Annotated in this window: 23 protein-coding genes; 19 read left to right on the plus strand and 4 right to left on the minus strand. The window is 68.0% G+C overall.

Annotation, left to right across the window (positions count from 1 at the left end; translation table 11 throughout):
• Positions 1-27: 27 nt before the first annotated feature.
• The 3 genes from QHF85_RS07310 to murA all read right to left on the minus strand — a co-directional run bounded on the left by QHF85_RS07310 (position 28) and on the right by murA (position 4,290).
• The gene (locus tag QHF85_RS07310) at positions 28-2,319 is read right to left on the minus strand and encodes a VCBS repeat-containing protein (protein ID WP_281326345.1); all 2,292 of its coding nucleotides are present in this window, start codon (positions 2,317-2,319) and stop codon (positions 28-30) included.
• Positions 2,320-2,380: 61 nt separating this feature from the next.
• Positions 2,381-3,022 carry an ATP phosphoribosyltransferase gene (gene hisG, locus QHF85_RS07315; RefSeq protein ID WP_281326346.1) on the minus strand — a complete coding sequence of 214 codons (642 nt, stop codon included), beginning with the start codon at positions 3,020-3,022 and terminating at the stop codon, positions 2,381-2,383.
• Positions 3,019-4,290, minus strand: coding sequence for a UDP-N-acetylglucosamine 1-carboxyvinyltransferase (gene murA, locus QHF85_RS07320; protein WP_281326347.1), 1,272 nt, complete (start codon positions 4,288-4,290; stop codon positions 3,019-3,021). The genes hisG and murA overlap by 4 nt, the downstream gene beginning before the upstream one ends.
• A 135-nt stretch (positions 4,291-4,425) precedes the next feature.
• On the opposite strand from murA, the gene QHF85_RS07325 reads away from it, so the two are divergent.
• From QHF85_RS07325 to QHF85_RS07340, 4 genes are all read left to right on the plus strand, one after another.
• A complete protein-coding gene (locus QHF85_RS07325; RefSeq protein WP_281326348.1) occupies positions 4,426-5,760 on the plus strand; it encodes a DUF6688 family protein in 1,335 nt (444 codons plus the stop codon).
• Between the two features lie 82 nt (positions 5,761-5,842).
• Positions 5,843-7,048, plus strand: a complete 1,206-nt coding sequence (locus QHF85_RS07330; RefSeq protein WP_281326349.1) for a thrombospondin type 3 repeat-containing protein — start codon at positions 5,843-5,845, stop codon at positions 7,046-7,048.
• Positions 7,049-7,161: 113 nt separating this feature from the next.
• A complete protein-coding gene (locus QHF85_RS07335) occupies positions 7,162-7,575 on the plus strand; it encodes a hypothetical protein (RefSeq protein WP_281326350.1) in 414 nt (137 codons plus the stop codon).
• Positions 7,572-8,258 (plus strand): hypothetical protein, encoded by a 687-nt coding sequence (locus tag QHF85_RS07340; RefSeq protein WP_281326351.1) that lies wholly within the window; start codon positions 7,572-7,574, stop codon positions 8,256-8,258. The genes QHF85_RS07335 and QHF85_RS07340 overlap by 4 nt, the downstream gene beginning before the upstream one ends.
• Here QHF85_RS07340 and QHF85_RS07345 read toward each other — a convergent pair.
• Entirely contained in the window at positions 8,255-10,123 is a 1,869-nt protein-coding gene (locus QHF85_RS07345) for a radical SAM protein (RefSeq protein WP_281326352.1), read from the minus strand. The two genes, QHF85_RS07340 and QHF85_RS07345, sit on opposite strands and share 4 nt — an antisense overlap.
• A gap of 959 nt (positions 10,124-11,082) precedes the next feature.
• On the opposite strand from QHF85_RS07345, the gene QHF85_RS07350 reads away from it, so the two are divergent.
• The 15 genes from QHF85_RS07350 to QHF85_RS07420 all read left to right on the plus strand — a co-directional run bounded on the left by QHF85_RS07350 (position 11,083) and on the right by QHF85_RS07420 (position 26,677).
• Positions 11,083-11,697, plus strand: coding sequence for a DUF2589 domain-containing protein (locus tag QHF85_RS07350; protein ID WP_281326353.1), 615 nt, complete (start codon positions 11,083-11,085; stop codon positions 11,695-11,697).
• A 79-nt stretch (positions 11,698-11,776) separates the two neighbouring features.
• Complete coding sequence (locus QHF85_RS07355) at positions 11,777-12,082, plus strand: hypothetical protein (protein WP_281326354.1); 306 nt, start codon at positions 11,777-11,779, stop codon at positions 12,080-12,082.
• A 9-nt stretch (positions 12,083-12,091) separates the two neighbouring features.
• Positions 12,092-12,571, plus strand: coding sequence for a DUF2589 domain-containing protein (locus QHF85_RS07360; RefSeq protein WP_281326355.1), 480 nt, complete (start codon positions 12,092-12,094; stop codon positions 12,569-12,571).
• A gap of 56 nt (positions 12,572-12,627) precedes the next feature.
• The gene (locus QHF85_RS07365) at positions 12,628-12,876 is read left to right on the plus strand and encodes a hypothetical protein (RefSeq protein ID WP_281326356.1); all 249 of its coding nucleotides are present in this window, start codon (positions 12,628-12,630) and stop codon (positions 12,874-12,876) included.
• 24 nt (positions 12,877-12,900) lie between these two features.
• Complete coding sequence (locus QHF85_RS07370; protein ID WP_281326357.1) at positions 12,901-16,479, plus strand: glycosyltransferase; 3,579 nt, start codon at positions 12,901-12,903, stop codon at positions 16,477-16,479.
• An 18-nt stretch (positions 16,480-16,497) separates the two neighbouring features.
• Entirely contained in the window at positions 16,498-17,526 is a 1,029-nt protein-coding gene (locus QHF85_RS07375) for a hypothetical protein (RefSeq protein ID WP_281326358.1), read from the plus strand.
• Between the two features lie 18 nt (positions 17,527-17,544).
• Positions 17,545-18,357, plus strand: a complete 813-nt coding sequence (locus QHF85_RS07380; protein ID WP_281326359.1) for a hypothetical protein — start codon at positions 17,545-17,547, stop codon at positions 18,355-18,357.
• 40 nt (positions 18,358-18,397) lie between these two features.
• Positions 18,398-19,285 carry a glycosyltransferase gene (locus tag QHF85_RS07385; protein WP_281326360.1) on the plus strand — a complete coding sequence of 296 codons (888 nt, stop codon included), beginning with the start codon at positions 18,398-18,400 and terminating at the stop codon, positions 19,283-19,285.
• Positions 19,282-20,142: a hypothetical protein gene (locus tag QHF85_RS07390; RefSeq protein ID WP_281326361.1), complete on the plus strand. Its 861-nt coding sequence runs from the start codon at positions 19,282-19,284 to the stop codon at positions 20,140-20,142. Before QHF85_RS07385 ends, QHF85_RS07390 begins: the two co-directional genes overlap by 4 nt.
• A 145-nt stretch (positions 20,143-20,287) precedes the next feature.
• A complete protein-coding gene (locus QHF85_RS07395) occupies positions 20,288-22,507 on the plus strand; it encodes a HEAT repeat domain-containing protein (protein ID WP_281326362.1) in 2,220 nt (739 codons plus the stop codon).
• Positions 22,504-22,776, plus strand: a complete 273-nt coding sequence (gene xseB / locus QHF85_RS07400) for an exodeoxyribonuclease VII small subunit (protein ID WP_281319947.1) — start codon at positions 22,504-22,506, stop codon at positions 22,774-22,776. The genes QHF85_RS07395 and xseB overlap by 4 nt, the downstream gene beginning before the upstream one ends.
• Positions 22,777-22,786: 10 nt before the next feature.
• On the plus strand, positions 22,787-23,515 hold the full coding sequence (locus QHF85_RS07405; RefSeq protein WP_281326363.1) for a molybdopterin-binding protein: 729 nt from the start codon (positions 22,787-22,789) through the stop codon (positions 23,513-23,515).
• Positions 23,516-23,702: 187 nt separating this feature from the next.
• On the plus strand, positions 23,703-24,137 hold the full coding sequence (locus QHF85_RS07410) for an STAS/SEC14 domain-containing protein (RefSeq protein WP_281326364.1): 435 nt from the start codon (positions 23,703-23,705) through the stop codon (positions 24,135-24,137).
• A 110-nt stretch (positions 24,138-24,247) separates the two neighbouring features.
• The gene (gene radC, locus QHF85_RS07415; protein WP_281326365.1) at positions 24,248-24,973 is read left to right on the plus strand and encodes a DNA repair protein RadC; all 726 of its coding nucleotides are present in this window, start codon (positions 24,248-24,250) and stop codon (positions 24,971-24,973) included.
• 132 nt (positions 24,974-25,105) lie between these two features.
• Complete coding sequence (locus QHF85_RS07420) at positions 25,106-26,677, plus strand: aldehyde dehydrogenase family protein (protein ID WP_281326366.1); 1,572 nt, start codon at positions 25,106-25,108, stop codon at positions 26,675-26,677.
• The last annotated feature ends 2 nt before the right edge of the window (positions 26,678-26,679 follow it).

The raw sequence follows: 26,679 nt of genomic DNA on the forward strand, positions 1-26,679 counted from the left end.
TGATACACGGAAATCGAGGGGAGGGCGTCAGTTCGGCACGGCGCCGCACTCGACGCCGGTATAAAGCGCGTCGTTGTTCTTCTCGTGGCACTCGAGCGTCTGCGTCTGCGGGTCGACGCGGACGTAGATGTCGAGCTTCTTGCCCCCGAGATCCGCCTGGCAGTTCACGATCGTGCACTCCGAGACGCCGAGCGCGATCGGAATTTGCGCCGTGCAAAGCGCGGGCCCTTCGGCCGAGCCGTCATAAAACGTGACCTCGGTGCCGCTGACCATCGGGAGCGTGCCGCGGTTGCATACCCGGGCCTCGATCGTCGCCAGGGTCCCGACGCATTTCACGGCGCCCACGTCGCCGCCCGCCGTGAGATCGGGCTGCCCGAGCGCTTCGAGGTCGCCTTGCACGTTCTGGCGGAAATTGTTGAGCGCGGGATCTTTCCAGTTGATCGCCACACTCGAGGTCTTGGGGATCTCGCCATGATTGCCGACGTGCGTGACGGCATAGGCATGTTGATTCCACACGGGCCGCGACGCCGCCCAGCGCTCCTGCTCGTCGCGCAGGATCAGGATGCCGTGGTTCGGCTGGAACGTCGCGGCGGGGAAGAGCGGGTCCGTCGCCGCACAGCCATTGACGCCCGCGTAGTCGTTCACGGCCGAAACGATCTCGGTGTGATAGTCGCCGTCCACGTCGACGATCACCGGGTTCTCGTAGGTCGTGCCCGACGAGCGCGCGACGCTGTAGATGACCGTGCCCGTCGTGCCGTCATAGACCCGAAGGAAACACTCGTCGGCGTAGACCGCCTCGGCTTTGCCGTCGTAATCGAAATCGAAGACGCTCGACCCCGTCACGTTGGAGCTCGCGTCCTTCGAGGGCTGGCTCCAGAGGATGCCCGTCCCCGGGGATTGCCCGCCGCATTTCGCGGGATCGCCGCCGTCGAGGCAGTCGAAATCGAACACGACGTACCGCGTCCCGCCCGCGCTCGCGAATTCGCGGCGACCATCCCCGTCGAAATCGGCGATCGTGGGGGGACCACCGGTGCCGCCGCCGGGAATCGTGACCGGCCCGAAGACCACGGTGCCGGCGAGCGTCTGCACGCGGATGTTTCCGCCCGATACGACCACGATCTCGGCGCGGTCCTGTCCGCCGAACGCGTCGAGCGGGTAGTTTCCGAGCTCCGCGACGGCCACCTGGCCCGCGGCGAGGCCGCCCGGCGTGAAATACGCCTCCGCGACCCAGTCGCCGGCCGCGGTATCCCATTGATGGATGCCATTGCCGGACACGAGCTCCATCTTCCCGTCCTCGTCGACGTCGGCGACGACGGGCACGACGCCCTTGCTATACGCGAAGAAGCCGAGGCTGTTCGAGGCGATGCAGCCGTCGGCGCGGTAGACCGTGGCGCCGTAGATGATCTCCGGTTTGCCGTCGTCGTCGAGGTCGTGAATCGAAGGACCGCTCCACTTGTCGCCGCCGCCGGTCGTATCGAACGTGGCCGGCGGGCCCGAGCCCCCCGGGCAGGTGCCGGAGCGCCAGAGCTGGGAGAACTTGTTCGCCGCGGGATCGAACTTGAAGGCGATCACGCCGCCGCCGTGGCGGGCCGCGACGATCTCGGCGCGCCCGTCGCCGTCGATGTCGCCGGCGGCCACCGACGCGGGCGACATCGTCGCGTCGGCCGCGTCGCCGAAGCTCCATTGTTGCGAGCAATCCTTCCCGCTGATGACGCGCAGGACGCCGGGGTTCGTGTAGCTGCCCGCCGTGGGGAACGAGGTGAAGACGACGGAGGGCGAGAGGGTATTGGGATCGTTGTCGAAGTCGAAATCGACGACGATCGGCGTGGCCATCACCTGGAAGCTGTTCGGATGCGCGTCCCCGTCGGGCGGGCCCGTCCAGCGGCATTGCTCCGAGGGGACGATGGCCCCAATCTCGACGGGGCTCGTGCAGGCCGGGTCGTTCTCCTGCGCCCCCGGAATGCCGTAAGGGATGCACTTCCCATCCTGGCAGTAGCTATCGAACAAGCAATCGTCGTTCGTGGCGCAGGGCGCTTGCTCGCGGGCGCACGTGGTCCCGAGCGCGCACGTCTCCCCCGCGGCGCAGCACGCGTCGCCGCAGATCTGCGCCGGCGGGCATCCGGCGTCCGTGAATACAATGCCGCCCGACCCTGCATCTCCGCCCGTCCCGCCGCCGCCGGGATTGCCGCCGCCCGCGCCCCCGGTGCCTCCCGCGTTCGTGCCCGTGGCGTCCGTGCTGCCGCCGCCTCCGCAGGCGAACACCATTCCGCCTGCGAGCAGGCCGAGCGCCGCGAAGCGCATCGTTCCGCGAATGTTCATGATGGATCCCTCGCTTTCGCCGGAATCGTAGGCCGGCAACGAGAGCGAGGTCAACGCCGGATCAGGCGGGCGCGCCCTCTGCCACGGCCCTGCCGATCGCCTCGCAAAGCGGCCGGATCTCCGCCGCGCGGAGCTTGTACGCCGCGCGGTTCGCGATGAGCATCGTGCTCACCTCGGCGACCGTCTCGAGGACCTCGAGGTCGTTCTCTTCGAGCGTTTTTCCCGTCTCGACCACGTCGACGATGAGGTCCGACAAACCCACGAGCGGCGCGAGCTCCACCGAGCCGGAGACGGCGATCACCTCGGCCTGAATCCCCTTTTTCGCGAAAAACTCCGCCGCGATGCGCGGGTATTTCGTGGCCACGCGCGGCAGGTCCGGCGCCTTCTTGCCCCGCGGTCCCGCGACGGCGAGGCGGCAGCGGCCGATTCCGAGGTCGAGCGGCGTGTAGAGGTCCGCCTTCTTTTCGAGCAGCGTGTCCCGCCCGGCGATGCCGAGGTCGACCGCGCCGTACTCCACGTACGTCGGCACGTCGTCGGGCTTGAGGAACACGTACCGAAGGCGGCCCGCCGCGTCGTCGCGCACGAGCCGCCGGTCATCGGCGACGAGCGGGCTCACGTCGAGGCCCGCGCGGGAAAACAGGGGCGCGAGCGCCTTGAGGATGCGGCCTTTCGGGACGGCGATCGCGAGCGGCCCCTCGTTCACCCCGCCTGCCCCTTGATCCGCACCGTATCCGCGCCGAGCTGCGCGAGCTTGCGCTCCATGTACTCGTAGCCGCGATCGAGGTGATAGACGCGCAGGACCTCGGTCTCGCCCTCCGTCGCGAGCAGCCCCGCGATGACGAGCGACGCGCTCGCGCGAAGATCCGTGGCCATCACCTTCGCGCCCGACAGCGGCCGGCCGCCGTGCACGTGCGCCGTGTGCCCGTCGGTGTCGATCTCCGCGCCCATGCGGCGCAGCTCCGGCACGTGCATGAACCGGTTCTCGAAGATCGTCTCGACGATCCGCGACGTCCCGCGCGCCAGGCACATGAGCACCATGAACTGCGCCTGCATGTCCGTCGGGAAGCCGGGGTGCGGCGCGGTCATCACGTCCACGGGGCGCAGCGGCCTGTCGGGGTCGCGGCGGATGCGCACGCAGTCGCCCTCGCGCCCGACCTCCACGCCCGTGGCGCGGAGCTTCGCCACCACCGCTTCGAGGTCCTCGAGCGGCGCGTTCTCGAGCAGCACGTCGCCGCCTGCCGCCGCCGCCGCGACCATGTACGTCCCGGTCTCGATGCGGTCCGAGATGATCGCGTGGTCGAACGGGTCGAGCTCGTCGCGGCCCTCGATGTGGATGACGTCGGTGCCCGCGCCGTCGACGCGCGCGCCCATCTTGTTGAGCACGCGGCCGAGCTCCTCGACCTCCGGCTCGCGGGCGCAGTTGACGAGCGTGGTGCGGCCTTTCGCGAGCGCGGCGGCCATCATGATGTTCTCGGTGCCCGTCACGGTGGGCATGTCGAAGACGACCTCGGCGCCCTTCAGCCGCTTGCACTCGGCGTGGATGTAGCCGTTCGAGAGGCGGATCGTCGCGCCGAGCGCTTCGAGGCCCTTCAGGTGCTGGTCGACCGGGCGCGAGCCGATCTGACATCCGCCGGGGAGGCTCACCTTGGCGCGGCCGTAACGCGCGACGAGGGGCCCGAGCACGAGCACGCTGGCGCGCATCTGCTTGACGAGCTCGTAGGGGGCCTCGACGTTCGCCTCGGGGCCGCCGGCGACGCGCACGAGGGGCGGGTCGACCATCACGTTGCGCCCGAGCACCCGGAGCAGCTCCCCGGTGGTCTCGATGTCCCTGAGGGCCGGCACGTTGCGCACGATGCTCTCGCCGTCCGAGAGGAGCGTCGCGCACAGGATCGGCAGCGCCGCGTTCTTCGCGCCGCTCACGCGGATCTTGCCCTGAAGCTGCTTTCCACCGCGAATCCGGATGGCGTCCATGGATCCGTCTCTTCGCATGATTCGGCGGGAAAGGCGAACCTTTGGCGAGCGTTCGCCGGGGCCGTGCATGTAGGCGTGGGTAGGATCCGCGTGTCAGCTTGCAGGACGCAAGGTACGATGGGCACCGGAGAGCGCATGAATTCCGCGGAACACGAACGCGACGAGGCGCCCGAGGCGCCGACCGAAGGCGCTGCACCAGAGGTCGCGATGGCCCCCTTCGCGGCCCCCGAGGCCCCGCTCGCGGAGCCTGCGGAGACGCCCTCCACGCACAGCCGCATCGCGGACGCCGCGCTCGCGACGTTGCTCGTCATCGGGTTCATCTCGCCGGCCGCAGCGGCTCTCATCGCGGCCGCCACGGGGGCCCACGGCGTCGCGTTCGTCCTCGTTTCGCTGCTCGCCGTCGGCGGGGGGATCTGGGCCGTCGTCAAGCTTTACCGCCACATCCGAACGCACGGGCGCGGGACGACCCTGGGGTGGGTGGACGTGCTCGTCCTCGGCATCCTCCCCGCGTGGGGGCTCTTCTACAACCACATCGTCAACGCGACGTGCCAGGTGCTGGAGTGTGAGGCGAACGGCGAGATCTTCCGCCCGCTCGCCGAGCCCGAGGTCTTCGGCCTGCTCGCGTTTCACCTCGTGACGGTGCTCGCGTACGTGGTCTCGCGGCGGAGGCGCGCGGCGCTGCGCCCTGCGATGGCCGAGCTCCTCGTGCATGCGGGTTTGATCGCGGGAATGGTCATCCACGTGCTTCTCGCGGTGCATTTCGGCAAATGGGTACTCTTCGGCGCGGCGTTCCCGCCGGCCTTCTTGCCCGGTTTGTCCCCGGTCCTGACCGTGATCCTCTACGGCGCGGAGCTCCGCCACCGGCTGCGCCTGCGGGGCGCGGACGCGCGTTCGCTCGCGCTGTCCCCGTCGCTCTCGGTGTATCGCGAAGGCCCGGAGCAATCGTTCCTCCCCGACAAGATCCACCGCCCGACGCTCCTCCGCGCCCTCGCCCTGTCGCCGGTCGTGCTCGGCGCGCACGCGGTGATCCAGGCGGTTTGGCTGGGCAAGGCGGCCGGCGCGCTCCAGGTCTTCACGCGGACGTGCGACTACACGCTCTCGCGGCTCCCGATCGAGATCATCCCCGGCGATTGCCATTATCTCTGCACGGTGGCGGCGCGCGGCCACGCCTGGCTCGTGCGCCCGCTCCGCATGGGCAAGCGCGGCGGCGTGCCGATCGTGGTGAACCGGCAGCTCGCGGTGGCGAACGCGTTCGAGGACCTGCTGCACGAGCGCTGGCCCCGCTTCGGTCGTTTGGCGCGACGAACGTACGATCGCCTCGCGCGGCCCGTGTGCAACCACCTGCGCCCGGCGTGGGTGTCGGACGTGGTGTACCTCCTGATGAAGCCCGCGGAGTGGGTGTTCTACCTGGTGCTCGTGCTGCTCGATCCGCGGTCGCCGGAGACGCGGATCGATCGGATGTATCGGTGATCCGTTTGGGGCGAAGAACCCCGGGGACCAACACCGCCCCCTTTTCCCCGAGGTTTCACCTGGGCTAACCTACGCCCGCGTCATGCCTTTCTTCTCTTCGCGTCTTGCCACGGGCCTTGCGCTCGCCGCGTCCCTCGTGGCGCGCTCGGCCGCGGCTGTCGAGCCTGATCCCGTGCCCTCGCTCGATCTGCGTGGGTACCGTCCTTCCACCGATCCTGCGGCGGGCCTCTTCCTCGAGCCCGTCTCCACGCCGGCGCATGGCGACTGGAACATCGCCGTCTACGGATCGTATGCGTACCAACCAATAACGCTCCGCGATCCCGCGACGGGCGAGCACGCCTTCGACGTCCTCACCCATCAACTCACCGGCGACCTCGTCGCCAACATCGGCGCCCTCGGTCGCCTCTCCTTCGGCGCCGACCTGCCGTTCGCCCTGTACCAGAAGGGCGACCCCCCCGACTTCGACTCCGCCGCCACGCTCGGACCGACGAACATCCCCCAGCAGGCGCTCGGCGACCTCGCCTTCACTGGCAAGCTCGTCCTCGTCAAACCCACCGGCGGCGAGCACGGCGGGTTTGCCCTGGGCCTCCACGAGCGGTTCACCGTTCCCACCGGCGATCGGGCCTCCTTCCTTGGCGAAGGCGCCGTCACCAGCACCACGCGCCTGCTCGCCGAGTACCGCCTCCTCGTGCTCGGCGTCCACCTCGCGACGGGCGTCAAGCTCCGCGCCGAGACCGAGCGCTTCGCCTGCGCGCACATCCCCGTCACCGACCCCTACGCCTGCCGCCAGCGCATCGGGCACGAGCTCCCGTTCTCTTTCGGCCTCTCCTTCCGGCCGCAGGCCCTCGGCATCGATGAAGCCGGGCGCTTCACCCTGTTCGTCGAGACGAACGGGCACGTGCCGATCTACCCCATGAAGCCTTTCCAGAACCGCACCCTCACCGCGTTCGAGGCGGGCCTCGGGGCGCGCGCGCAGCTCGGGGATTTTTCCATCGTCGCCGGCGTGTCGCGGGGGTTTTTCGGGGGGCTCGGCACGGGCCCCTTGCGCGTGATGCTCGGCATCGGCTGGGCTCCGCGCGTGCGCGACGCGGACAACGACGGCGTGCCGGACGAGGCCGATCAGTGCCGCGAGCTCCCCGAGGACAAGGACGGCTTCGAGGACCAAGACGGCTGCCCCGACGGCGACAACGACGACGACGGCGTGCCCGACAACGAAGACAAGTGCCCCAAGACCAAGGAAGACGAGGACGGCAAGGACGACGACGACGGCTGCCCCGAGCCCGAGTGAGTGTAAGTGTCCTCGGGACGGAAGAATCCTTGATGGATGGAATCCGTTCCGATCGATGACGTGCGCTGGTCGACGCGCGAGGAGTTGCGTAGGATGGAAGGTGGTCTGCCTCGATGGCACAACACCGCTTCCACTTCACGACGACTCCGCCGGATCGGGTGACGATCGAGATCGGCGGTGCGCTCGGGGACCTGATCGCGGAGGAGCTCACCACCCGGACGGTGGACACGCTCGCGAATCAGGCCGGCACGAGGCTCGTGCTCATCGACATCCGCGGGCTCACCGATTTCACGGTGATGGCGCGCGTGGGCCTCGGGACGTGCCAGAAGCTGCTCCGGCGGCGGCAGATCCGCACGGCGTGGCTCGTCTCGACGCCGCGGCAGCACGGGCTCGCGACGCTCGTCGCGCACAACGCTGCTGATGACGGCGCCGGCGTGTTTCAGACGCTGGCGCAGGCCGAAGCGTGGTTCGCCTCGAGCGAGGGTCGCCTCGAAGGCATCATGGCCCGCGCGAAGAGGCTCACGTGAATGACGAGCTCGCGCTCGTCCCACGACCACTCACCTGGCCCGAGCGGCTCTTCCTCCGGCTCTTGCGCTGGATGGAGCTGAAGACGTTCGGCTTCAAGCACCCGTTCTCCGAGGAGCTCGTGCGTTCGAGCGGGTTTGTCGGGGCGCTCAACTTCGGCAAGGCCGTGGGCAAAGCGATGGGCGGGCTCGAGAAGCGTTATGGGCTGCTCGTCTCCAATCTGATCATGGGTTTCGCCGGGTTATGGAACGGGTGCCGGTATTGCGGCGTCGGGCATCTCTATGCCGCGAACCTGCTCCATTTCAAGGCCACGGGCCGGCTCTATCCGATCGCCGAATCCGACGTGCCTTGGTTGCAGGAGCTCTCGTACGACGAGTCGATGGTGCGCGTGCGGGGGATGCTCGCGGACGAGGAGTTCGACGAGCACCTCCGGATCATCGAGCGGCTTTACGGGCTTCGCGGCGGCGCGGAGGCACAGAACGAGGAGGACCGCCTCCTCCAGCTCGCGCTCGCCTCCTGGGCGTGGCTGAACGAGTGCTCCGCGCCGATCACGTTCGACATGCAGGTGCAGGACGTGCCCGCGATCCTTGAAAAGACGGAGCGCGGGCGGATCCTCGAGCGATATCGGGCGGCGCGGGACGCGCGGTCGCGAAAGGTCGCGGCGCGGGCCACGTCTCTCGATTAGGACGGCACGATCGGCAGGCGGACGGCCTTCTTCCGCTCCTGCTTGGCGAGCTCGTGTTCCTTGACGGTGATGGGGTTCTCGAAGTCGGGCAGGGACAGGTCCTTGTTTTTCGCGTAGATCGGGTGCCTGCCGTATTTGCGGTACCACTCGGCGACCGTGGCGTTCGCCTTGATCTTTTCGAGCACGTTGCGCCAGCCGACGCCCGTGTTGTAGGCGCAGAAGCTGATCTCGCCCATCTGCGTGCCGTAGGGGATGATGCACATCTCCGTCCGGCGGAAATCGTAATTGAAGAGATCCTGGAACCACATGCCGGCCACGAAGAGCACGCGCCATTCGTACTCCTTCGCGTCGTTCTCGCCCGCGTGCGCGGCGCCCGTCTGGCTCATGAATTGCTTCACGAGCGTCTTCACGTCGAACCCGGGCGGCGCCTTCTCGGGCTTGTAATGGCGGAGGATGCTCGTGAGCACCTGCGCCTTCGTCCATTTCGACCCCTTGCCCGCTTCGAAGATCGTCCGGAAATCTCGCAGGATGCCGTCCATGTCGAGGAACTCGAGCAATGGGACCATTTGCTTCGTCTTCTTGTTGACGAAGAGCACGGTGCCGATGCCGCAGTTCGGGTGACATCCGCAGTTGAGCTGGCCGAAGTCCTTGTCCGGGCCGTCGAGCAGGTCGACGACGTCGCCGAACGGCGAGAGCGCCGAGAGCGGGAACCAATCTCGCAAGGGATCGGTGACGCCGGTCTGCGTGGCCACGTCGTGCGCGAGGTGGCTCAGCGTGTACCTCTGCTGTTCGCGTAGCTCGTCGGAGATGTCCTCGTCGCGGCCGGTGAAGCTCACGGGCTGGAAGCTCACGACCGTGACCTTGTCGGCGTTTTCGATCGCGAACTGGATGATCGGGCCGATCATGTCGTTGTTCACGCCATTGACGACGGTCACGACCAGGATGACGTCGATGCCCACCGCCGCGAGCTCCTCGATCGCCCGGAGCTTCACGTCGTAGAGGTTCGCGATCTTGCGGTGGCTGTTCGCCTCGTTCGTGACCCCGTCGAACTGGAGGTAGGCCATCCGCAGCCCCGCCTCCTTGCATTGCTGCGCGAAGCCCGGCTCCTGGGCGAAGCGGAGGCCATTCGTCGCGCATTGCACGGCGAAATACCCCTTCTTGCGGGCGTAGCGGATCGCGTCGAGGAAATGGGGTGAGAGCGTGGGCTCGCCGCCGGAGAACTGGATCGACATCTGCCGCTTCGGTCGCACCTCGGCGGCGTCGTCGAGGATTTGCTGGATCTCCTCCCAGGAGAGCTCGTGCACGTAGCCGACCTGATTCGCGTCCATGAAGCACGGGTCGCACATCATGTTGCAGCGATTCGTGAGATCGACCGTGAGCACCGCGCCGCGGCCGTACTGGATCGAGCTCGAGCCGTGCTGGTGGATACGATCGGGCGTCATCTCGACGTCGCGGCCCTGGAAGAGGCTCTCGATCCGCGCAAGGAATTTCGCATCGATCGACAGGACGTCGCTCACGGCCCCGTGCTTCGGGCACTCCTTCTCCATCCGGATCTGGCCGTCCCGCTCGACGATGTGCGCCTTGATCTCGCCGGGCTTGTCCGTGAGGAGCTTCGTCCAATCCGCGTCGCCGCGCAGGATCTCCGCCCGCGCTTCCTTGACGCAGGTGGGACACAGGCTGTCGGTCACCCGCGGCCAGCCGAGCGGCGGCTTCGTCCGCTGCTTGCCGCGCGGGATGGGGCGATCACTCCATCGAGGCTTGAACGGCAAAGGCTTGGGGCCGAGCGCGTTCAGCGTTTGCATCACCGGCCACACCCGGTTCGCGGAGGCCGTGACGAATTTCTCCAGATGGCGCACGGACAACATCGGTGCTGCTTACCTCCTCGGCCCCCCGACGGGTGACGTAACGTAGTTGCCGCTCGCCGGCCCGACCAGCAATTTCGTTCCGTTCTGACGATACGGAATATTGCGGTCTCGGTGAGGATGTGGGCCGGCTGTCGCGTCGACACGGGCAAGATGGGTCTTGACAGGAAGAGGGACCTCGGGAGGCGGGCCCGAGGCCTCGCGGCGCCCCGGCGTCGGTCCCGTGGAACGGTTCGGCGTGACGCGCGGGGCGGGCGGGAGCGGAGGCCCTCGCGGCCGTGGACGCGGGTGCGTCGCTGCGCGCAGAGCGGCCACGGATCGCAGCCGAAACGGCCGTGCCGTGTGCCCAGGACGGGGCGCGGCTCCGTGTTTGTGATCTGGTGGGTGGATCGGAGGCGATCCAGGGGGGCGCCGCGAGGGGGTACGTCCGGGCGCGAGGGCGGATCGAATCCGCGGCGAAACGTGGCCTCGCGCGACCCGCCGATATCGTTGGTCCATCCGCACGCGTCGATCACCTCCGTTTCACGCGAACGAAAATGGGACCATTCTCGCTGGAAAATGCGCCCTGTCGCGTTGTCAAACGATGCCGTTCGGCGGGCCTGAGTCGTACGAATTCGTAACAATCGCGTGATCGGGCGGAAATCTGTTGCTCCCGAGGATCGACCGGCCGTATCTGTAGAACACCGGCGGGCGGCCGATAGCCGTAGCCGGGGCTCGCGACTCCTGGTCTTCGAGGGCCGGGTTTTTGCTTATTTGCCCGATGGGCGGGGGATGGTTCTTCGCGCGATGGTTATGGCCGTCGTCGCGCGGGCCGTGATCCCATCTTCGCGGCACGTGGGCGGAGCTCGGCCTGCGAGCCACGCGTCGTCGCGGCGCCTCGGCGGTGGCCTCCGCTTTCGGCGCCAGGCGGCAATACAAGGAGAGCGAAGATGGCTAACGAGCCTAAATTCCCGAATGTTTTCATGAGTGGCGACCCCTCGAACTCCGGACAAGACCAGTCCCAGGCGACGCAGCTCCTGAGCCAGATCCCGTTCGGCGCGATCATCGGCGGTCCGCTGGTGGCCGGCGTCGAAGCGCAGACCTTGGCGGCGAACGCGACGCTCCGGTACATCATGACCGTCCTCTTTGGTCAGGATGGCCACGGCAACCCCCAGGCCCAGGGCACGAGCCCGGTCATGTCCGTCACGTTCACGTTCAACCGTGGCGTCGACTCGGCGTCGCTCACGGTCCCGCTTTTGACCCTCGTCCCGATCCCGTACCTCCTGATCGAGACGATGGACATCAGCTTCAAGGCCGCGATCAATGCGAGCTCGAGCTGGCAGGCGAGCAACGACAGCCACAGCTCGGCGGATGCGAACGTCAATGGCTCCGCGGGCTTCTTGTTCGACAAGGTGAACTTCAGCGCCGGGTATTCGAGCAAGACGGACTCGAGCTCGACGAGGAATTCGAAGTACTCCGTGGAGTACACGATCGACGTCGAGGTGCACGCCTCGGGCCACGACATGCCGGCCGGCACCTCGAAGGTGCTCAACATGCTGAACGACGCGATCATCGCGGTGCCGTCGCACCACCACTGATCGCAAAGGGCGGCCGCGCGACGAACGAAGGCGCGCGGTGGTCCCGGGTGCCTCCACCTGCTGCGCCATGAGGTGAGCCGTGATGGAACGTAGAATCGAACGAATCGTCACCGCGGTGGTGGGCGAAATCGAGCGAGGGCTCGCGATCGCTCTCCAGCGCGGCGGCGAGCCTCACGCAGGGCAGCAGGTGGAGTCTTTCGAAGAAGAGAGCGATGCGTCCCTGTCGCGCCTGTGGCCGACGCATTTCGAGTGCATGATCGACATGCCTCGAAACCGCGCGGCGCCGGCGGAGCGGGTCACGCTGAAGGTATGGGGAGAGTTCGAACGTTCCGGCGCGCCACGCCTCGAGGGCGTTGCGTTCGTCGAGCCGGGTTTCGCTGGATAGGAGTTTTTCATGTCGGAGCAAGTCCTTTCGTCCATTTCCTTGAGTGAGCTCGTCGGGAGCCTCGTCCGCGACGTCGTCGACGCGGATGGAATGGCCGCCAAGGCCACGGCGGAGTTCCTCGAGAACGTCTGCTTCGACAAGGGCGAGCTGCGTATGCTGCGGTTCAGCTACGAGCAGCCCGCTCCCGGTGGGGGGACGAAGAAATACACCGTCTCGGTGCCGCTCTTGACCGTCATCCCGATCCCGATGCTCGGGGTCGAGGCGGCGGAGATCTCGTTCACGGCGACGATCGTGGAGATGGAGAAGGACGAGGCGGACACGCCCAGGTTGCAAGCGAAGATCGCGCCGAACACGGCGCTCAGCGAGGTCTCGGGGAGCGAACAAGCGAACGTCAAATTCACGCTGAAGATGGGGCGAAGCGACATGACCGCGGGGCTCTCCGGCATCTTCGGCCTGCTCGGCAACAAAATTCAGGTCGCCCAGCAGTGAGGACGGTGAGCGGCGCAATCACGAGAGAACGAACCTAAAACGAGGAGAGGACCGTCATGCTCCAGGGATTGAAAGCGAAGTCCGAGAACCATGGGTTTCCGTGCCCGCAGTGCAACTTCAAGATCAAGACGTCGATCGAGCAGATCCTCACGGGCTCGTCCATTTTCTGCTCCGGCTGCGGGCTGCAGCTCCACATCGACAAGCAGACCTCGGCGCCTGCGCTCGACGCGCTGAAGCAGCTCAACGAGGTGATGGAAAAAGCCTCCGACGACTTGGCGAAGGCGAAGAAGCCCGGCGCGCGTTGATCCGGAGCGAAGGAGCGGAGGCCCATGGAGCGCGAAATGGCGACCATCGAGATCCCCGAGGACGCCCCCCTCGTGAGTTGCGTCATGCCGACCCGGAACCGGCGCGACTTCCTGCTCCAGGCGATCCGCCTCTTCCAGCGCCAGGATTATCCGCGGAAGGAGCTCATCGTCCTCGAGGACGGCGCATCCTCCGCGGACCTCATCCCGGACGATCCCGCCATTCGTTACGTTCAGTTGTCCCGACGAACCACGATCGGCCGGAAGCGCAACATCGGCTGCGAGATGGCGGCGGGCCGCATCATCGCGCAGTGGGACGACGACGACTGGTACGCGGATCATCGATTGAGCTACCAGGTGGCGCCCTTGCTCTCCGGCGAGACGCACATGACGGCCGTCGAGGGGAGCCTCTACCTCGACCTCGGCGGCGGAGAGCTGTGGCATTGCGACGAGGCCGTGGCGAAGGCGCTTTTCCCGCTGGGCTGCTTCCCCTCGTCGCTCGTCTACTGGCGGGTCGTCTGGGAGAAGCTGTATCGTTATCCCAACAAATCGCTCGGCGAGGTCGGGTCGTTCGTCAGCGTCCCGTCGCGCCGGGGCGCGATGATCTCCGTGCTGCCGAACGAGCGGACGTACGTGTACGTCCGGCACCGTGGCAATACTTGGCGCGAATTCTCGAATCTCGCGCGGAAGACACGCGTAGGCTGGTCGGTCCGGGAGGCGTCGGAGGTCTTTTCGGAGCAAGACATTGCGTTTTATCGGCGCTTCGCCGCGCTGCCTGCGGCCGCCGCCGCGGCGCCGGAGGCCGCCACGGCGCCCACCACGGCCGCGGGGGACGAGGGGCAGGGGCAAACCTCGTCCACGAGCGAAGATATGCCGCTCGTGACGTGCATCCTGCCCGTACGCGGCGAGCACCACCTCGTCGCGCGCGCGATGGATTGTTTCCTGCGGCAGGATTACCCCAATGCCGAGCTCGTCATCGTCGATGACGGCGAGCCCGCGCTCGACCTCCCGCCGGAGGACGATCGCATTCGCGTGGTGAAGCTCGACCGGCGCGCGTCGCTGGGGGAAAAACGCAATCGAGGCTGCGCGGTCGCGCGGGGCAAGATCATCGCGCATTTCGATCCGGGCGCCGTCCACGCGCCGGGCCGCCTGAGCCGGCAAGTAGGCGCATTGCTCGATGGGAACGTCCACATGACGGCGTTCGCGGAGAACGGACCGCTCGCCGGGACGCTCGTGTACTGGCGCGCCGTCTGGGAGCAATTGACCGCGCATCCCCGCGTGACCGAGCACGCCGACGAGATCTTCGTCAAAGTCGCGCGTTGCCTCACGGCGAAGTTCGAGGCGCAGCCGGATGAGGGCCTCGTCGTTCACGACCGGACGAGCAGCGACATCGACCCGCCCTCCGTCGCGCCTTCCGATGCGCGTTCCCCCGACGCGCCGCGAAGGCCGATGATCACCTGCACCATGCCCACGCACGGTCGCGCGGTGTTCGTTCCGCAATCGGTACACTATTTCCAGCGTCAGGATTACCCGAACAAGGAGCTCGTGATCCTCGACGACAGCAAAGCCGAGCTCGATATCGAGCTCCCGGAGGCCGAGAACGTCGTCTACGTCCACCTGCGCCAGCGGCTCGCCCTCGGCGCGAAGCGTAACATCTGCTGCGAGATCGCGCGCGGCGACATCATCGCGCAATGGGACGACGACGACTGGTTCGCGCCCACGCGCCTCAGCGTGCAGGCGGCTCCGCTTCTGTCCGGAAAAGCCGACATCACGACCCTCCGCCTGACCAGGATGCTGGTGCTCGAGCGAGGGGAGGCCCTCGCCGGAGGGCGTCGCACCGCGGATGGATATCTGGTCTTCTGGAGAGCGGTCTGGCAGGAGCTGGCGAAGTACGGCAACGGGAATCTCCACGAGTGCACGCAGTTCTTCGAGCGCGCCCGAGGGAAAGGGGCGCGGATGGTCGTCCTGCCCGACGCGGATCAAATCGTGTGCTTGCGGCACCGTGGCAATACATGGCGCACCGACGCCGCTTTCCGTCGTGGCATGCACCGCGTCGGACTCGAGGTGCTCATCCCGCCTGAAGACCGCGGGTTTTACCTGGGACTGATGGGGAAGGCGAGCGCGACGGAGACCTCCGAATCGAGCTCGAAAACGGTTTGCGCGCCCTCCGCGCCCCCCGTGACGATCGCGCTCCTCGTCCCGGTGACGAGCCGCGGGAGGCAACTCTCGTCCGTCGTGGACACGGATCTCGTCCGTAGGCTGCTCCGGACCTTCGTCGAGACGGCCACGTGGGACGAGCGGACCCGTTATCGCGTCTATGTCGGGTACGACAAGGGCGACCCATTCTACGACGATGCGCTGAACCGCGACGCCCTCGCCAATGTCTTCGATCGTATGGTCGGCGAGCGGGCGGCCGAGCTCGTGATGCACGGGTGCGAAGGCACCGCGCACGCGCCGATGTGGGTCTGGAACGAGCTCTTCCGCCTCGCATACGAGGACGGTTGCGATTGGTTCTATCAAATCGGGGACGACATCGAGATCATGAGCGCGGGCTGGGCCGACGCATTCCAGCGAGCGCTGACCGGAAATGAAAGCGCGCCGGGCGTCGGCGTCGCGGGGCCGCTCGACGTGAACAACAAGAGCCTGCTCACGCAGTCGTTCGTCTCGCGTCGCCACATGGAGATCTTCGGCACCTACTATCCGAGGGCCTTCAAGAACTGGTGGGGCGACAACTGGATCGGCGCGGTCTACGCGCCCCGGCACGTCTTCTGGTGCCAGAGCTATCTGGTCAGGAACGCGGGGGGACCGGAGCGGTATAAAATCGATCGTAACGCCGAGAAGATCCTCGGCGAGGAGGTCTCGCGCGAACGCGAAAAGCTCGAGGCGTGGATCGCGCAGAGCGCGTCGAGCGGGCGCGAGGAGGGGCGGCGCATCATCGCGTTCAGCCTCTGGGGCACGCAGCCTCGGTACACGGTGGGCGCGATCCGGAATGCCGAGCTGGCGCAGGAGATCTATCCGGGCTGGACGTGCCGCTTTTACGTCGCGACCTCGGTGCCGGAGGAGATCCTCGCGGCGCTCGCGGCGCTTCCCAATACCGAGATCGTGCGCACGGGATTGCCGGGCGACTGGACGGGAATGTTCTGGCGATTCTTGGCGGCCGCGGACAGCGACGTCGACGTGGTGCTCTCGCGCGACACGGATTCGAGGCTGTCGTGGCGCGAGCGCGCGGCGGTCGACGAATGGCTCCGGAGTACGGGCGATTTTCATATCATGCGCGATCACCCGAGTCACAACGTCCATATCCTGGGCGGCATGTGGGGCGCGCGGAATGGGCTGCTCCGCGACATGGTGGAGCGCGTTCGCGCATACAGAAAATCCAATCGCTACGGCGTGGACCAGGATTTCCTGCGCGCGCAGGTCTATCCGCTCGTCCAGGGGCGGGCCTGCGTCCATGACGAGTTCTTCGAGCGCCGTCCATTCCCCACGCCGAGAAACGGATTCGAGTTCGTGGGCGAGCCTTTCGATGAGGCGGATCGGCCGCTCGACGAGCGGCACACCCGTAACATTGCGGCAGCCCTGTCGGTCGTCGACCGGGTCCGCGCTTGACGTTTCGAGGAGCAAGCCATGACGACTCTCGTGCAATTGATCCGGCAGCAGGACGATCTTGTGAAGAGCGTCTTCACCGAGCAATTCCAGACCGCGGACGGATGGACCAGATACCTGACGGATGCCTTCTGGGCATCGGGGCAGCCCGTCACCGATCTCCTGAACGCGGGCGGAATGCAGGTCCGTGACTTCCAGGCCCTCTACGTCGCCTGCTGGATCTTTCAACCGGTCGAGAAGGGATCGTACATGATCGATCTCTCCCCATCGCAGCGGGCGAATGCGAAGCGCGGATACAAGGAGCTCAGCCCCCGGTGGAGCAGCCATCTCCACGAGCACGGCAGGAGCGCGGGGAAGAACTGGAGCTTCCTGCAGGGATACGACGAGCTTCTCGTGCAGCTCGAAGGGGGCGGTAAACGCGACAAGAAATCGTTCCCGCCGACCCTGTTCTTGAAGTGCGAGGGGCACGGGGCCTTTTCGCGCGCGCACCTCGCGAGTTACATCAACAAGCTGAAGACGGGGCAGGGGAAGACGGCCAGTCAGGCCTTGAACGAGGCGGGGAAGAGCGGCGCCATCGATGGCCTGAAGCCGCGCGCGGCCGAGAACTACAGCAAGGCGTACGCGAAGGTCCTGCAGGCGCTCGGCCTGAAGGGGATCACGCAATCGATCCGGGCCGTCGCCAGCGCGATGTGGTCGTACCTCGACAACAAAGGCCAGGGGCAACGCCTCGCGAGCCTCGCGCGCCAATGCGGCTTCCGGTCCGATTTTCAGATCGCGCAGCTCGAAGCCAAGAAGCTCGCGAAGTGCCTGGAGGGTGTGCTCCTCCCGACCGTGGACGGGCTGGACAGGGATCCGCTGCGGGGGCTCGTGCAGGACGCGAAGTCCGATTTCGACACCATCATCGAGAATCTGAAGCAAGACGCCTGGGACAGCGAGCGGTTCTTCGCCGAAGTCAAGGTGACTCCCAGGCAGCTCGACCAGGCGCTCGTGGACTTCATGGCGCAGTTGAAGCAGCCGCAGCGGCGCATGTATTCAGAGACGAGCGTGTGACCGGGAGGGAGGCGGGACATGCGCGTACTCAGGCAAACCTTGCAGCAGATTCCATTGCTCTCCGGGGGGCAGACGCATGACTTCGTCAGCGTGGCCGAGCAGGCAGGGACCTCGATCTATACGCTGACCTATGCCGGCAATCTCTCGTTCCGGCTCACGTACACGGCACGAGCGCTCACGAACGCCGAGTTCTCCACGTCCGGCCCCACCGGGTTCGCCCAGGTCCCCACGCCGAACCTCGGCGCGACGGTCGCCGCGATGTGCAAGTGGGTGACGGACAACGTCCTCGATGATTACCGAGCGTGCCTCTCGAACAAGAACTGGCAGGCATACGTCGGCGCCCATCCGATGGACCTCATGCGGGCCGACTGGGACTCGATACCACCGAAGCTGGTGCCCGGCGGCAGCCACCTGAGCATCCCATGTTATTACTGCGGTTACGTGCTTCCGTGGTGGACGATGCAAATCGACCACAGAGCGCCACAATCGCGCTCCGCTCCCTCCATATGCAAGGTTCTGCGGGCCGCCGAGTACAAGGTCGGCGTGCAGACGACGACGCGGAGCAATCGCATGGCGACGAACACCTTCTTCCCGAAGCGCGTCAAGTCCGACCACCCGAAGGAGCCCGGGGAAGGCCGGAAAACGGTCACCTGGGGGGCGCGTGTACCCGGTCCGAGCTCGACGGCGCTCTCGCTCGAATCCATCTGCGCGTTGATCCTGCTTATCGACGTCACGTCGGACATGGCGCCGGATACGTTCGCGCACCACATGTTCAACCTCGTCCCGAGCTGCCAGCCGTGCAACGTTTCGAAGGGTGACCGGAGATTGTGACGCGCGTTCGCCGCGTTGGGTGGTCTCGGAGGTCGGTACCATGAACATCGTCATCGTCCAGGAGCGCAGCAGGCACCAGGCGAACTGGCAATTCCGCGAATCCATGTGCATGGCGCGGGCGCTCGGAAAGCTCGGCCACCAAGCCTTTGTTTGGGGCCGCGGGTACTCGGACCTCCGGGGCTCCTTCCAGGCCGTGCTCGAGGAGACGAAGGCGGACGCCGTGCTTCTGCTCGAGAATTACGATAACGGCTGGGTCCCCGACCTGTCCGCTTGCAAGGTGCTGAAGGTGATGTGGTCGATCGACTCCCATTGCGCATTGAAGGAGCACATGCGCGCGGCCGATCGTCACCGCATCGACATCCTGCTGAACGCGACGGAGGTCTACCTCCCGCACTTCGAGCGCCCGGGGAGGAAGTGCCACTGGTTCCCGAATTGCTACGACGACGAGCTTCTCCGCCCGATGCCGGACGTGCCCAAGACCGTCGCGCTCGGGTTCTGCGGCAACTACGTGAATCGGAAGGATTGGATACAATTTTTGCAGCGCGCGAAGGGCCTCCAGGCGGACGTCGGCGTGCTCGGGGACGACATGGTGCGGGCCATCAACGGATATCGAATCCATTTCAACCGGAACATGGCGGACGACATCAACTACCGCACCTTCGAGACGCTCGGCTGCAGGACCATGCTCCTCACGAATGCGACGCCGAACCTGGAACGATTGTTCGATGTCGGAGTCGACCTGGCGACGTACACGAGCCCGGAGGACCTCCTGGAGAAGGTCGACCATTACCTCACGCACGACGCCGAGCGCGAGGCCATGGCCGCCCGGGGATACGAGACCGTGAAGGCCAAGCACACCTATCTGGAGCGAGCGAAGCTGCTCGTCGAGCTGCTCGGGGGTGATTCCTCGATGCCGGGGGGCTCATGAAACGCGCTGTCGTGCTGGGCGTCAACCAGAACCCAGACTATCTGTTTTGCCTTCCACTCGTCGCGGCGAGTTACGCCGCGCTGGGGTATCGGGTCCTCGTGAACGTCGTCGCAGGCCACCATGGGATCTCGGAGTTCTGGCGTATCGCGCTCGATGCGAGCCGCGAGTTCGCGGGTCCCCTCTTCCTGCCGGAGCGAGAGTTGCGCGGTGAATGGTCCGATGCCGCCACTGTGTCCGTGGCCCAGCTCGTGCGGCTGGACATTCCGGGCATGAAGAAGCTCCTCGGCGACACGGAGCACCTCACGCTCGGTGACGCCGACATGATGGTCTTCGATCAAGGCGTCCTGGAGGTCGAGGACACGTCCGGGTTCCTCACGTGGGGTCACGACCTCTGCGGGGGAGACGCCGCGCAATGGCCCATGTGTTATGTGATCGCGCCCGTGCACGTGTGGGAGGAGGCGTGCTCGGTCGTCGGGATCACGGAAAGCATCCCGCCCTGGGAGCACCCGCTCGTGCAGCAATGCTTGGCCAGCGAGAGGCCGTTGCTCCGCTGGATCGCCGACCAGGAGCTCCTCACGCACCTGCTGCGGACGGCGCGCACGCGCGGCACCGCCGTTGTCGACATTCCGAGGGGCACGAGCCGCCCCTACGGACTGGCCACGGGGCGTTACGACCGGGTGAAGTGGATGGCAAGCCCTGGCGACGGGCGCCGCATTGATTGCCACTTGCCCAAGGGGCTATGGCGCGAGACGGCTTGGCGAAGGCTCCAGCAGATCATCCCGGCGGGCATCGGCGGCGCCACCTGGACGGCATTGGAGCGATACCGTGAGGTGTTCGTGACTGCGGGTATGCAATGAGCCGAGGGGGATGTCTGATTCGTGAAGCGTGACGACCTGCCCCATTCTTGCGGGCTCTGCCGCCAGACGGACCGGACATCCGCATCGTCGCCTCCCGAAGACCACGCGTGACAACCCGCCCGCGCTCGCGCGATAGTTGCGCCCCATGCGCCGCTCGTTTGGCCTGTTCGCAACGCTCACGTTCGCCGCGCTCTCGCTCGCGCCCGCCGCGGCGAGCGCGCAAGGGCTCGCCGTGGGCGTGGCGCGTAACACCCTCGTCAGCGAGGCCGAGGACGGTGAGGCCGAGGCCCCGAGCCGAGGGACGCTGCGTGGCCTGTTCGGCGTGCCCGTGGCCGAACGGCTGCTCGTGGCGGGCTCGGTCGAGGAGCGGCTGCGCGGCGTGCGGCGGCTCGGCGCGATCGGGACGCCCGAGGCGATCGACGCCCTGACGAACGCGTTCGAGCAGTCGTCGCTCCTGACGCGCGACGGGCGCACGCGGCTCGAAGGCGTGAGGATCTTCGCGGCGCACGCCGATCGCGAGGCCGTACGGCCGCTGCTCATCCGGGAGCTCACGGAGGGCGGGCCCGAGGCACGCGCGGCTTCCCACGGAGGGCTCGCGCGCGGGGCCGCGGCGCTCGCGCTCGCGAGGAGCCGCGACAAGAAGGCCACGTCGGCGCTCGTGGGCGCGGTGCTTCAAGGCGGGCCGGGCGGAGAGGCCGCGTCGGCGGCGCTCGTGGTGTACCCGCCCGCGTCGATCGCGCCGCTGCTCGAAGGGCGTCGCCGGATCGATCCACCCCTCGCCGTGCTGCTCGGAGACCTCGGCGACGTGCGGGCGATCCCGCGGCTCCGGCAAGCGCTCGAAGACACGGATCCGGCCTACCGCGCGGCCGCGGCGCTCGCGCTCGCGCGGCTCGGCGACACGAGCGCGCAAGCCGCGGCGCGCACGTGGGTGAAGAGCGACGACGTGAAGCAGAAGCGCGCGGGCGCCGAGGTGCTCGCGCGGCTCGGCGTGGAAGGTGCGGCGGAGGCGATCGCGGCTCTCCTCGCAGCAGGCCCGACGCGCGTCGACGGCGTGCGCCTCGCGCTCGTCGCGCCCTCGCCGGCGCTGGTGAAGCCGCTCGTCGCGTCGCTCGAAGCGCTCGACGGCGACGAACGAGAGCAAGCCATCGCGGCGATCGGGCGCGCAGGCGGGCCGGAGGCGGCGACGGCGCTGCTCGCCGAGCTCGGCAAGCCCGAGCACGCGACGGCAGCTGCGTTCGCGCTGGCGAGGAGGCCGGGCAAGGCGGCGCGCGCGGCGCTCGAGCGGGCGCTCGGGAGCACGTCCGCGAAGAAGGGCGCGCCGCGCCGGCTGATCACGCGCGCGGCGCTCGTGCGCGTGCTCGTGCTGGGGGACGAACCGAACGGCCTCGAGGGCGCGCTCTCGGCGATGGCGAACGAGAAAGACGCGGCCGACCGCGCGGTGAGCGTCTTCGGTCGGGTCGCGACGGGACGCACGAGCGTGCGCGCCGCGCTCGACGCGGCTTGCCCCGAGAAACGCCCGTGCGACGTGGCGATCGTGGCCGCGACGGCGCGCGCCTCGCTCGCGCGCGCGGCGATCGGCAAGGACGACGCCCCGGCGGAGCTCGGGCGCGTGCTCGGCGCGAAGGCGGCGGGGCGGGGGTTTGGGGCGCAGGGCGCCGAAGGCGACCCGAAGCCCCAAGCGTCGAAGGGGGACGCACCTTCGGCGCTCGAGGTCGCGGCGGGCGTCGCGCTCCTCGCCGATCCGAGCGGCGCGGGCCTGCCGACGGCGCTGCTCGCGCGCTGGGCCGAAGGGGAGAGCCCGCTCGCCCCGCTCGCCGCGCGCGCCTTGCCGAGCCGCGACGACGAGGCGATCCGTGGCCGCATCAAGCGCCTGCTCGCGGGCACCGATCCAGTCATCCGCGCGCATACCGCGCTCGGTCTCGCGCTCGATCCGGAGCCGGACGCGACGTCGCTGCTCGCGAACGCCTACCGCTTCGAGGAGGATCCGACCGTGCGTCGCGCGATCGTGCGAGCCCTCTCCGTGCGTCGCGAGCCCTTGCGCGCGGCGACGCTCGCGCTCGCGCGCGACCTCGATCCGGACGACCAGGTCCGCGCCCTCGCGCGCGCGGCCTTGTCCGGCCGAACGCTTCTCCCGACGCTCGCCGTGCCTCGCGGCCCGGTCGCGTGGGTCTCGCTCGTGGCGAACGCGCCTTCGGCGCTCCCGTCGATCCAAGGGCGCGCGGCGCGGCTCGTCCGCTCGGATGGCGTGGCCGTGCCGATCGTGGCGGATCCGGACGGCGTGGTCCTCGTCCCGGCCCTGCCGGACGGCCCTGCCGCGCTCACGCTTGCGCCCGAGGCCATCCCGGGGGACGCTGGGTCGCCATGAGCCAAGAGACGGCCTCGATGACCAAGCCTGCTGGAGCCGAGCAGGCGTCCGCGCTCTCCTTCGAGGAGTCGACGCGGAGGCTCTCCGCAATCGTGGAGGAGCTCGAAGGCGGGGAGCTGCCGCTCGAGCGCTCGCTCGCGCTCTTCGAGGAGGGCGTGCGCCTCGCGCGTGCGGCGAAGGAACGGCTCGACCGGGCCGAGCGTCGCGTCGAGGAGCTGCTCGGCATCGACGCGCAGGGCAAGCCCATCGTGCGCGAGTTCGAGAGCTAGGAGCATTTCCGTGCGAACGGCGGCGGCGCTCATCATCGGCAACGAGCTGCTCAGCGGCAAGATCCCGGACGCGAACGTCGTCGTGCTCGCGCGGGCGTTGCGCTCGCTTGGCGTGGTCTTCCGGCGCGTGGTGATGGTGCTCGACGAGATCGACGTCATCGCCGAGGAAGTGCGGACGCTGTCGAAGACGCACGACTGGCTCTTCACGTCGGGCGGCGTGGGTCCGACGCACGACGACGTGACGATCGACGGGGTGGCGCGTGCGTTCGGCACGCACGTCGTGAGCGAGCCGTCGATGGAGGCGATGCTGCGGACCTACTACGGCGAGAAGCTGACGGAGGGTCACCTCTTGATGGCGCGCATGCCGCACGGGGCGCGCCTCGCGTCGACGAAGGCGATGCCGTGGCCGACGGTGGTGATGAACAACGTATGGATCCTGCCGGGCGTCCCGGAGATCTTCCAGGCGAAGATCCCGCTGATCCGGGAGGAGCTCGGCGCTGACGTGCCGTTCGTGACGCACGCGGTGTTCACGACGCTCGACGAGGGCACGATCAAGCCGATGCTGGACCGCGTGGTCGCGGCGCACCCGGACGTGGAGATCGGCTCGTACCCGCGGTGGAGCGGGCTCGAATACCGGACGAAGCTGACGTTCGACGGGCTCGACGCGGAGAAGGTGCGGACGGCGCGGGACGCGTTCGCGGCGAGTTTGCCGGAAGAGGCGGTTGTTCGGGTGGAGTAAGCGACCGCCGTTTGCATTGCCTGTCTCCTTCGTGCGTGTGGCCGGGCGCGGGCAAACTTCGTTGTAATGCTCCTGCGTCAGGGAATGGCGAGCGATCGTCCTCGGCTCGGTAGAAACCGCAAAGCCGTGGATCACGACCAGGTAGGATGGCGGATCAAACCGTCCGCTCGCCCTGTCCTGCACACGCATGGCACCTGCTCGCACCGAGGACGCATCATCGGAGATCCGGATCGGCGCGCATCGGTTCCGCTGGGAGCCCCCGGACCTCGTGCACCTCGTTTATTTCGGTGACCTCGACGGCCCGACCTCGGTGGCCCTGAGCGAGGCGTCGCGCCGGTTCACCCTCGGCAAACCGCGGGTCTTTCTCCTCGTCGACATGTCGAAGATCGGGCGCGTTTCGCGCGAGGCTCGCAGCGCTTCGGCCGAGGGGGGCAAGGACCTCGCCCTGCGCGGGACGGCCGTCGTCGGCGCCTCCGCGCACCTGCGGATCCTCGCGAGCCTCGTGAGCCGCGCCATCTCGCTCCTGTACGGCGCCGCCGACAATCCCACGCAGTTCTTCGAAACCGAGGCCGAGGCACGGGCGTGGATCGCGGAGCGAAGGCGCGAGCTCGACGCGCGCTGACGAGCATCGTGCTTCCCTGGCGCCCGCCAGGCGGTTTTTCGCTTCGCCACCCCCCGAGCCCCCGATGGCCCCGAAAAACCGCGCGGCCCGGATCCTGCTCCCGCCGGGGCATGGACGCGATGCTCGACGTGGCTCCGGCCCACGAAAACATCCTCGAAACGATGACGCTCGGGCCCCGCGGGCCCCGCGAGCGCGCCCTCGAAGAGGGGATCTTGATGCTCTCGGACGCTGATCTGCTCGCCATCGTCCTCGGCACCGGGCTCGTCGGTTGCTCCGTCTTCCGGCTCGCGAACGAGTTGCTCGAGAGGGTCGGCGGGCTCGAAGGGCTTGGGCGGCTCGGGCCCTCGGCGATCGCCGAGATCCCCGGCGTGGGCACCGCCAAGGCCCTGCGCCTCCTCGCCGGGCTCGAAATTGGCCGGCGCTCGCTCATGCGCTCGATCCGCCCGCGGCCCGGCGTCTGCAACTCCGCCGCCGTTGCCGCCTGGTTCACGACGCGCCTCTCCTGGCGCGAGTACGAGGAGCTCTGGGTGCTCTCCCTCGACGGCCGCAACGGCCTGCGTAGCGCGCGGCGCGTGGCCCAGGGCGGCGTGCACGGCCTCGGCGTCACGCCGCGCGACGTCCTGCGTGTCGCGCTCCAGGACACGGCGGCCGCCATGATCCTCGTGCACAACCACCCGAGCGGCGACCCTACGCCCTCGGACGCCGACGTCGCCATGACCCGCAAGGTCGCCGAGGCCAGCCGCGTCGTGGGCGTGCCCCTGCTCGATCACGTGATCGTCTCGAGCACGGGCGAGTACTGCTCGCTCCTGGACCTCGGGATCCTGCCTTCCGTGTGAGCCGCCGTCCTCGCGCGGCGCGCCCGCAAAGGCCGTGGGAGCACCAAGCTTCGCCGAGATCTTCCCTTTCGTCCCTGGATCATCCGACACTCGCGCAGGGCGGCCACGCGCCGCTCGCCCCGGAGCTCCCTCATGCACGAATTGCTCTCCCGGCTCGGTCTCGCTCCCGACGAGAATTTCGGCGGCTTCGACGGCGAGCACTGGCTCGGCGCAGGCCCGCCCCTCGACGTGATCACCCCGATCGACGGCTCGCGGATCGCCCGTGTGCGCCCGATCGGCCGCGCCGAGTACGAGCACATCGCCCAGCGCGCCGAGGCCGCCTTCCGGACGTGGCGCGAGGTGCCGGCACCGAAACGCGGCGAGGTCGTGCGCAGGCTCGGCGACGCCCTGCGCGCCCACAGGAAGGACCTCGGCGCCCTCGTGACCCTGGAGATGGGCAAAATCACGGCCGAGGGCGAGGGCGAGGTGCAGGAGATGATCGACGTCTGCGATTTCGCCTGCGGCCTCTCGCGCCAGCTCCATGGCCTCACGATGCACAGCGAGCGGCCGCGCCATCGCATGTACGAGCAATGGCACCCGCTCGGCGTCATCGGGGTGATCACCGCCTTCAATTTCCCGGTCGCCGTGTGGAGCTGGAATGCGGCGATCGCGGCCGTCTGCGGCGACACCACGGTCTGGAAGCCCTCGCCGAAGACCCCGCTCACGGCCATCGCCACCACGAACATCGCGTCTCGGGTCTGCCGCGAGAGCGGCGTCGACCCGGCCCTCTTCTCGCTCGCGTTCGGCAGCGTCGAGGACGTGGGAGAGCCCATGCTCGCCGATTCACGTTTGCCGCTCGTCTCGGCCACGGGCAGCACCCGCATGGGCCGGCGCGTCGCCGAGGTCGTCGGCCGGCGCCTCGGCCGCACCTTGCTGGAGCTCGGCGGCAACAATGCGCTCATCGTCACGAGCCACGCCGACCTCGACCTCGCCACGCGGGCCATTCTCTTCGGCGCGGTCGGCACGGCCGGACAACGCTGCACGTCGACCCGGCGCATTCTCGTCCACCGCTCGGTCCGCGACGAGCTCGTCCGCCGCCTCGTCCATGCGTATCGCACCGTCCGGATCGGCGATCCACGCGAGCCGGGCACGCTCATGGGTCCGCTCGCCAGCCACGACGCCGTCGCCGCCATGCAATCGGCCCTCGCGCGGCTGAAAGACGAGGGCGGCGAGGTGCTTTGCGGCGGCGCGCCGCTCGAGGGCCCCCAGTTCCCCGGCGGTCATTACGTCGAGCCTTGCATCGCCGCGGCGCGCAACGAGTATCGCATCGTGCAGGAGGAGACGTTCGCGCCGATCCTCTACGTCATCGAATACGGCGGCGCCTCGCGGCCGCCGGATCACGCCACGCTCATGCGCGAGATGCGTGAGGTGATCGATCTTCACAACGCCGTCCCGCAGGGCCTCTCCGGCTCGATTTTCACCCACCACCTCGTCGAGGCCGAGGCCTTCCTCGCCCACGCCGGCAGCGATTGCGGGATCGCGAACGTCAACATCGGCACGAGCGGCGCGGAGATCGGCGGCGCATTCGGCGGCGAGAAAGACACGGGCGGCGGACGCGAGAGCGGCTCCGACGCCTGGAAAGCCTACATGCGGCGGCAAACGAACACCCTCAACTGGGGAATGGACCTGCCTCTGTCGCAGGGCATCACCTTCGGAGAGCCCTGAGC

This window comes from Polyangium sp. 6x1, assembly GCF_029946515.1.
Classification (GTDB): Bacteria; Myxococcota_A; Polyangia; order Polyangiales; family Polyangiaceae; genus Polyangium.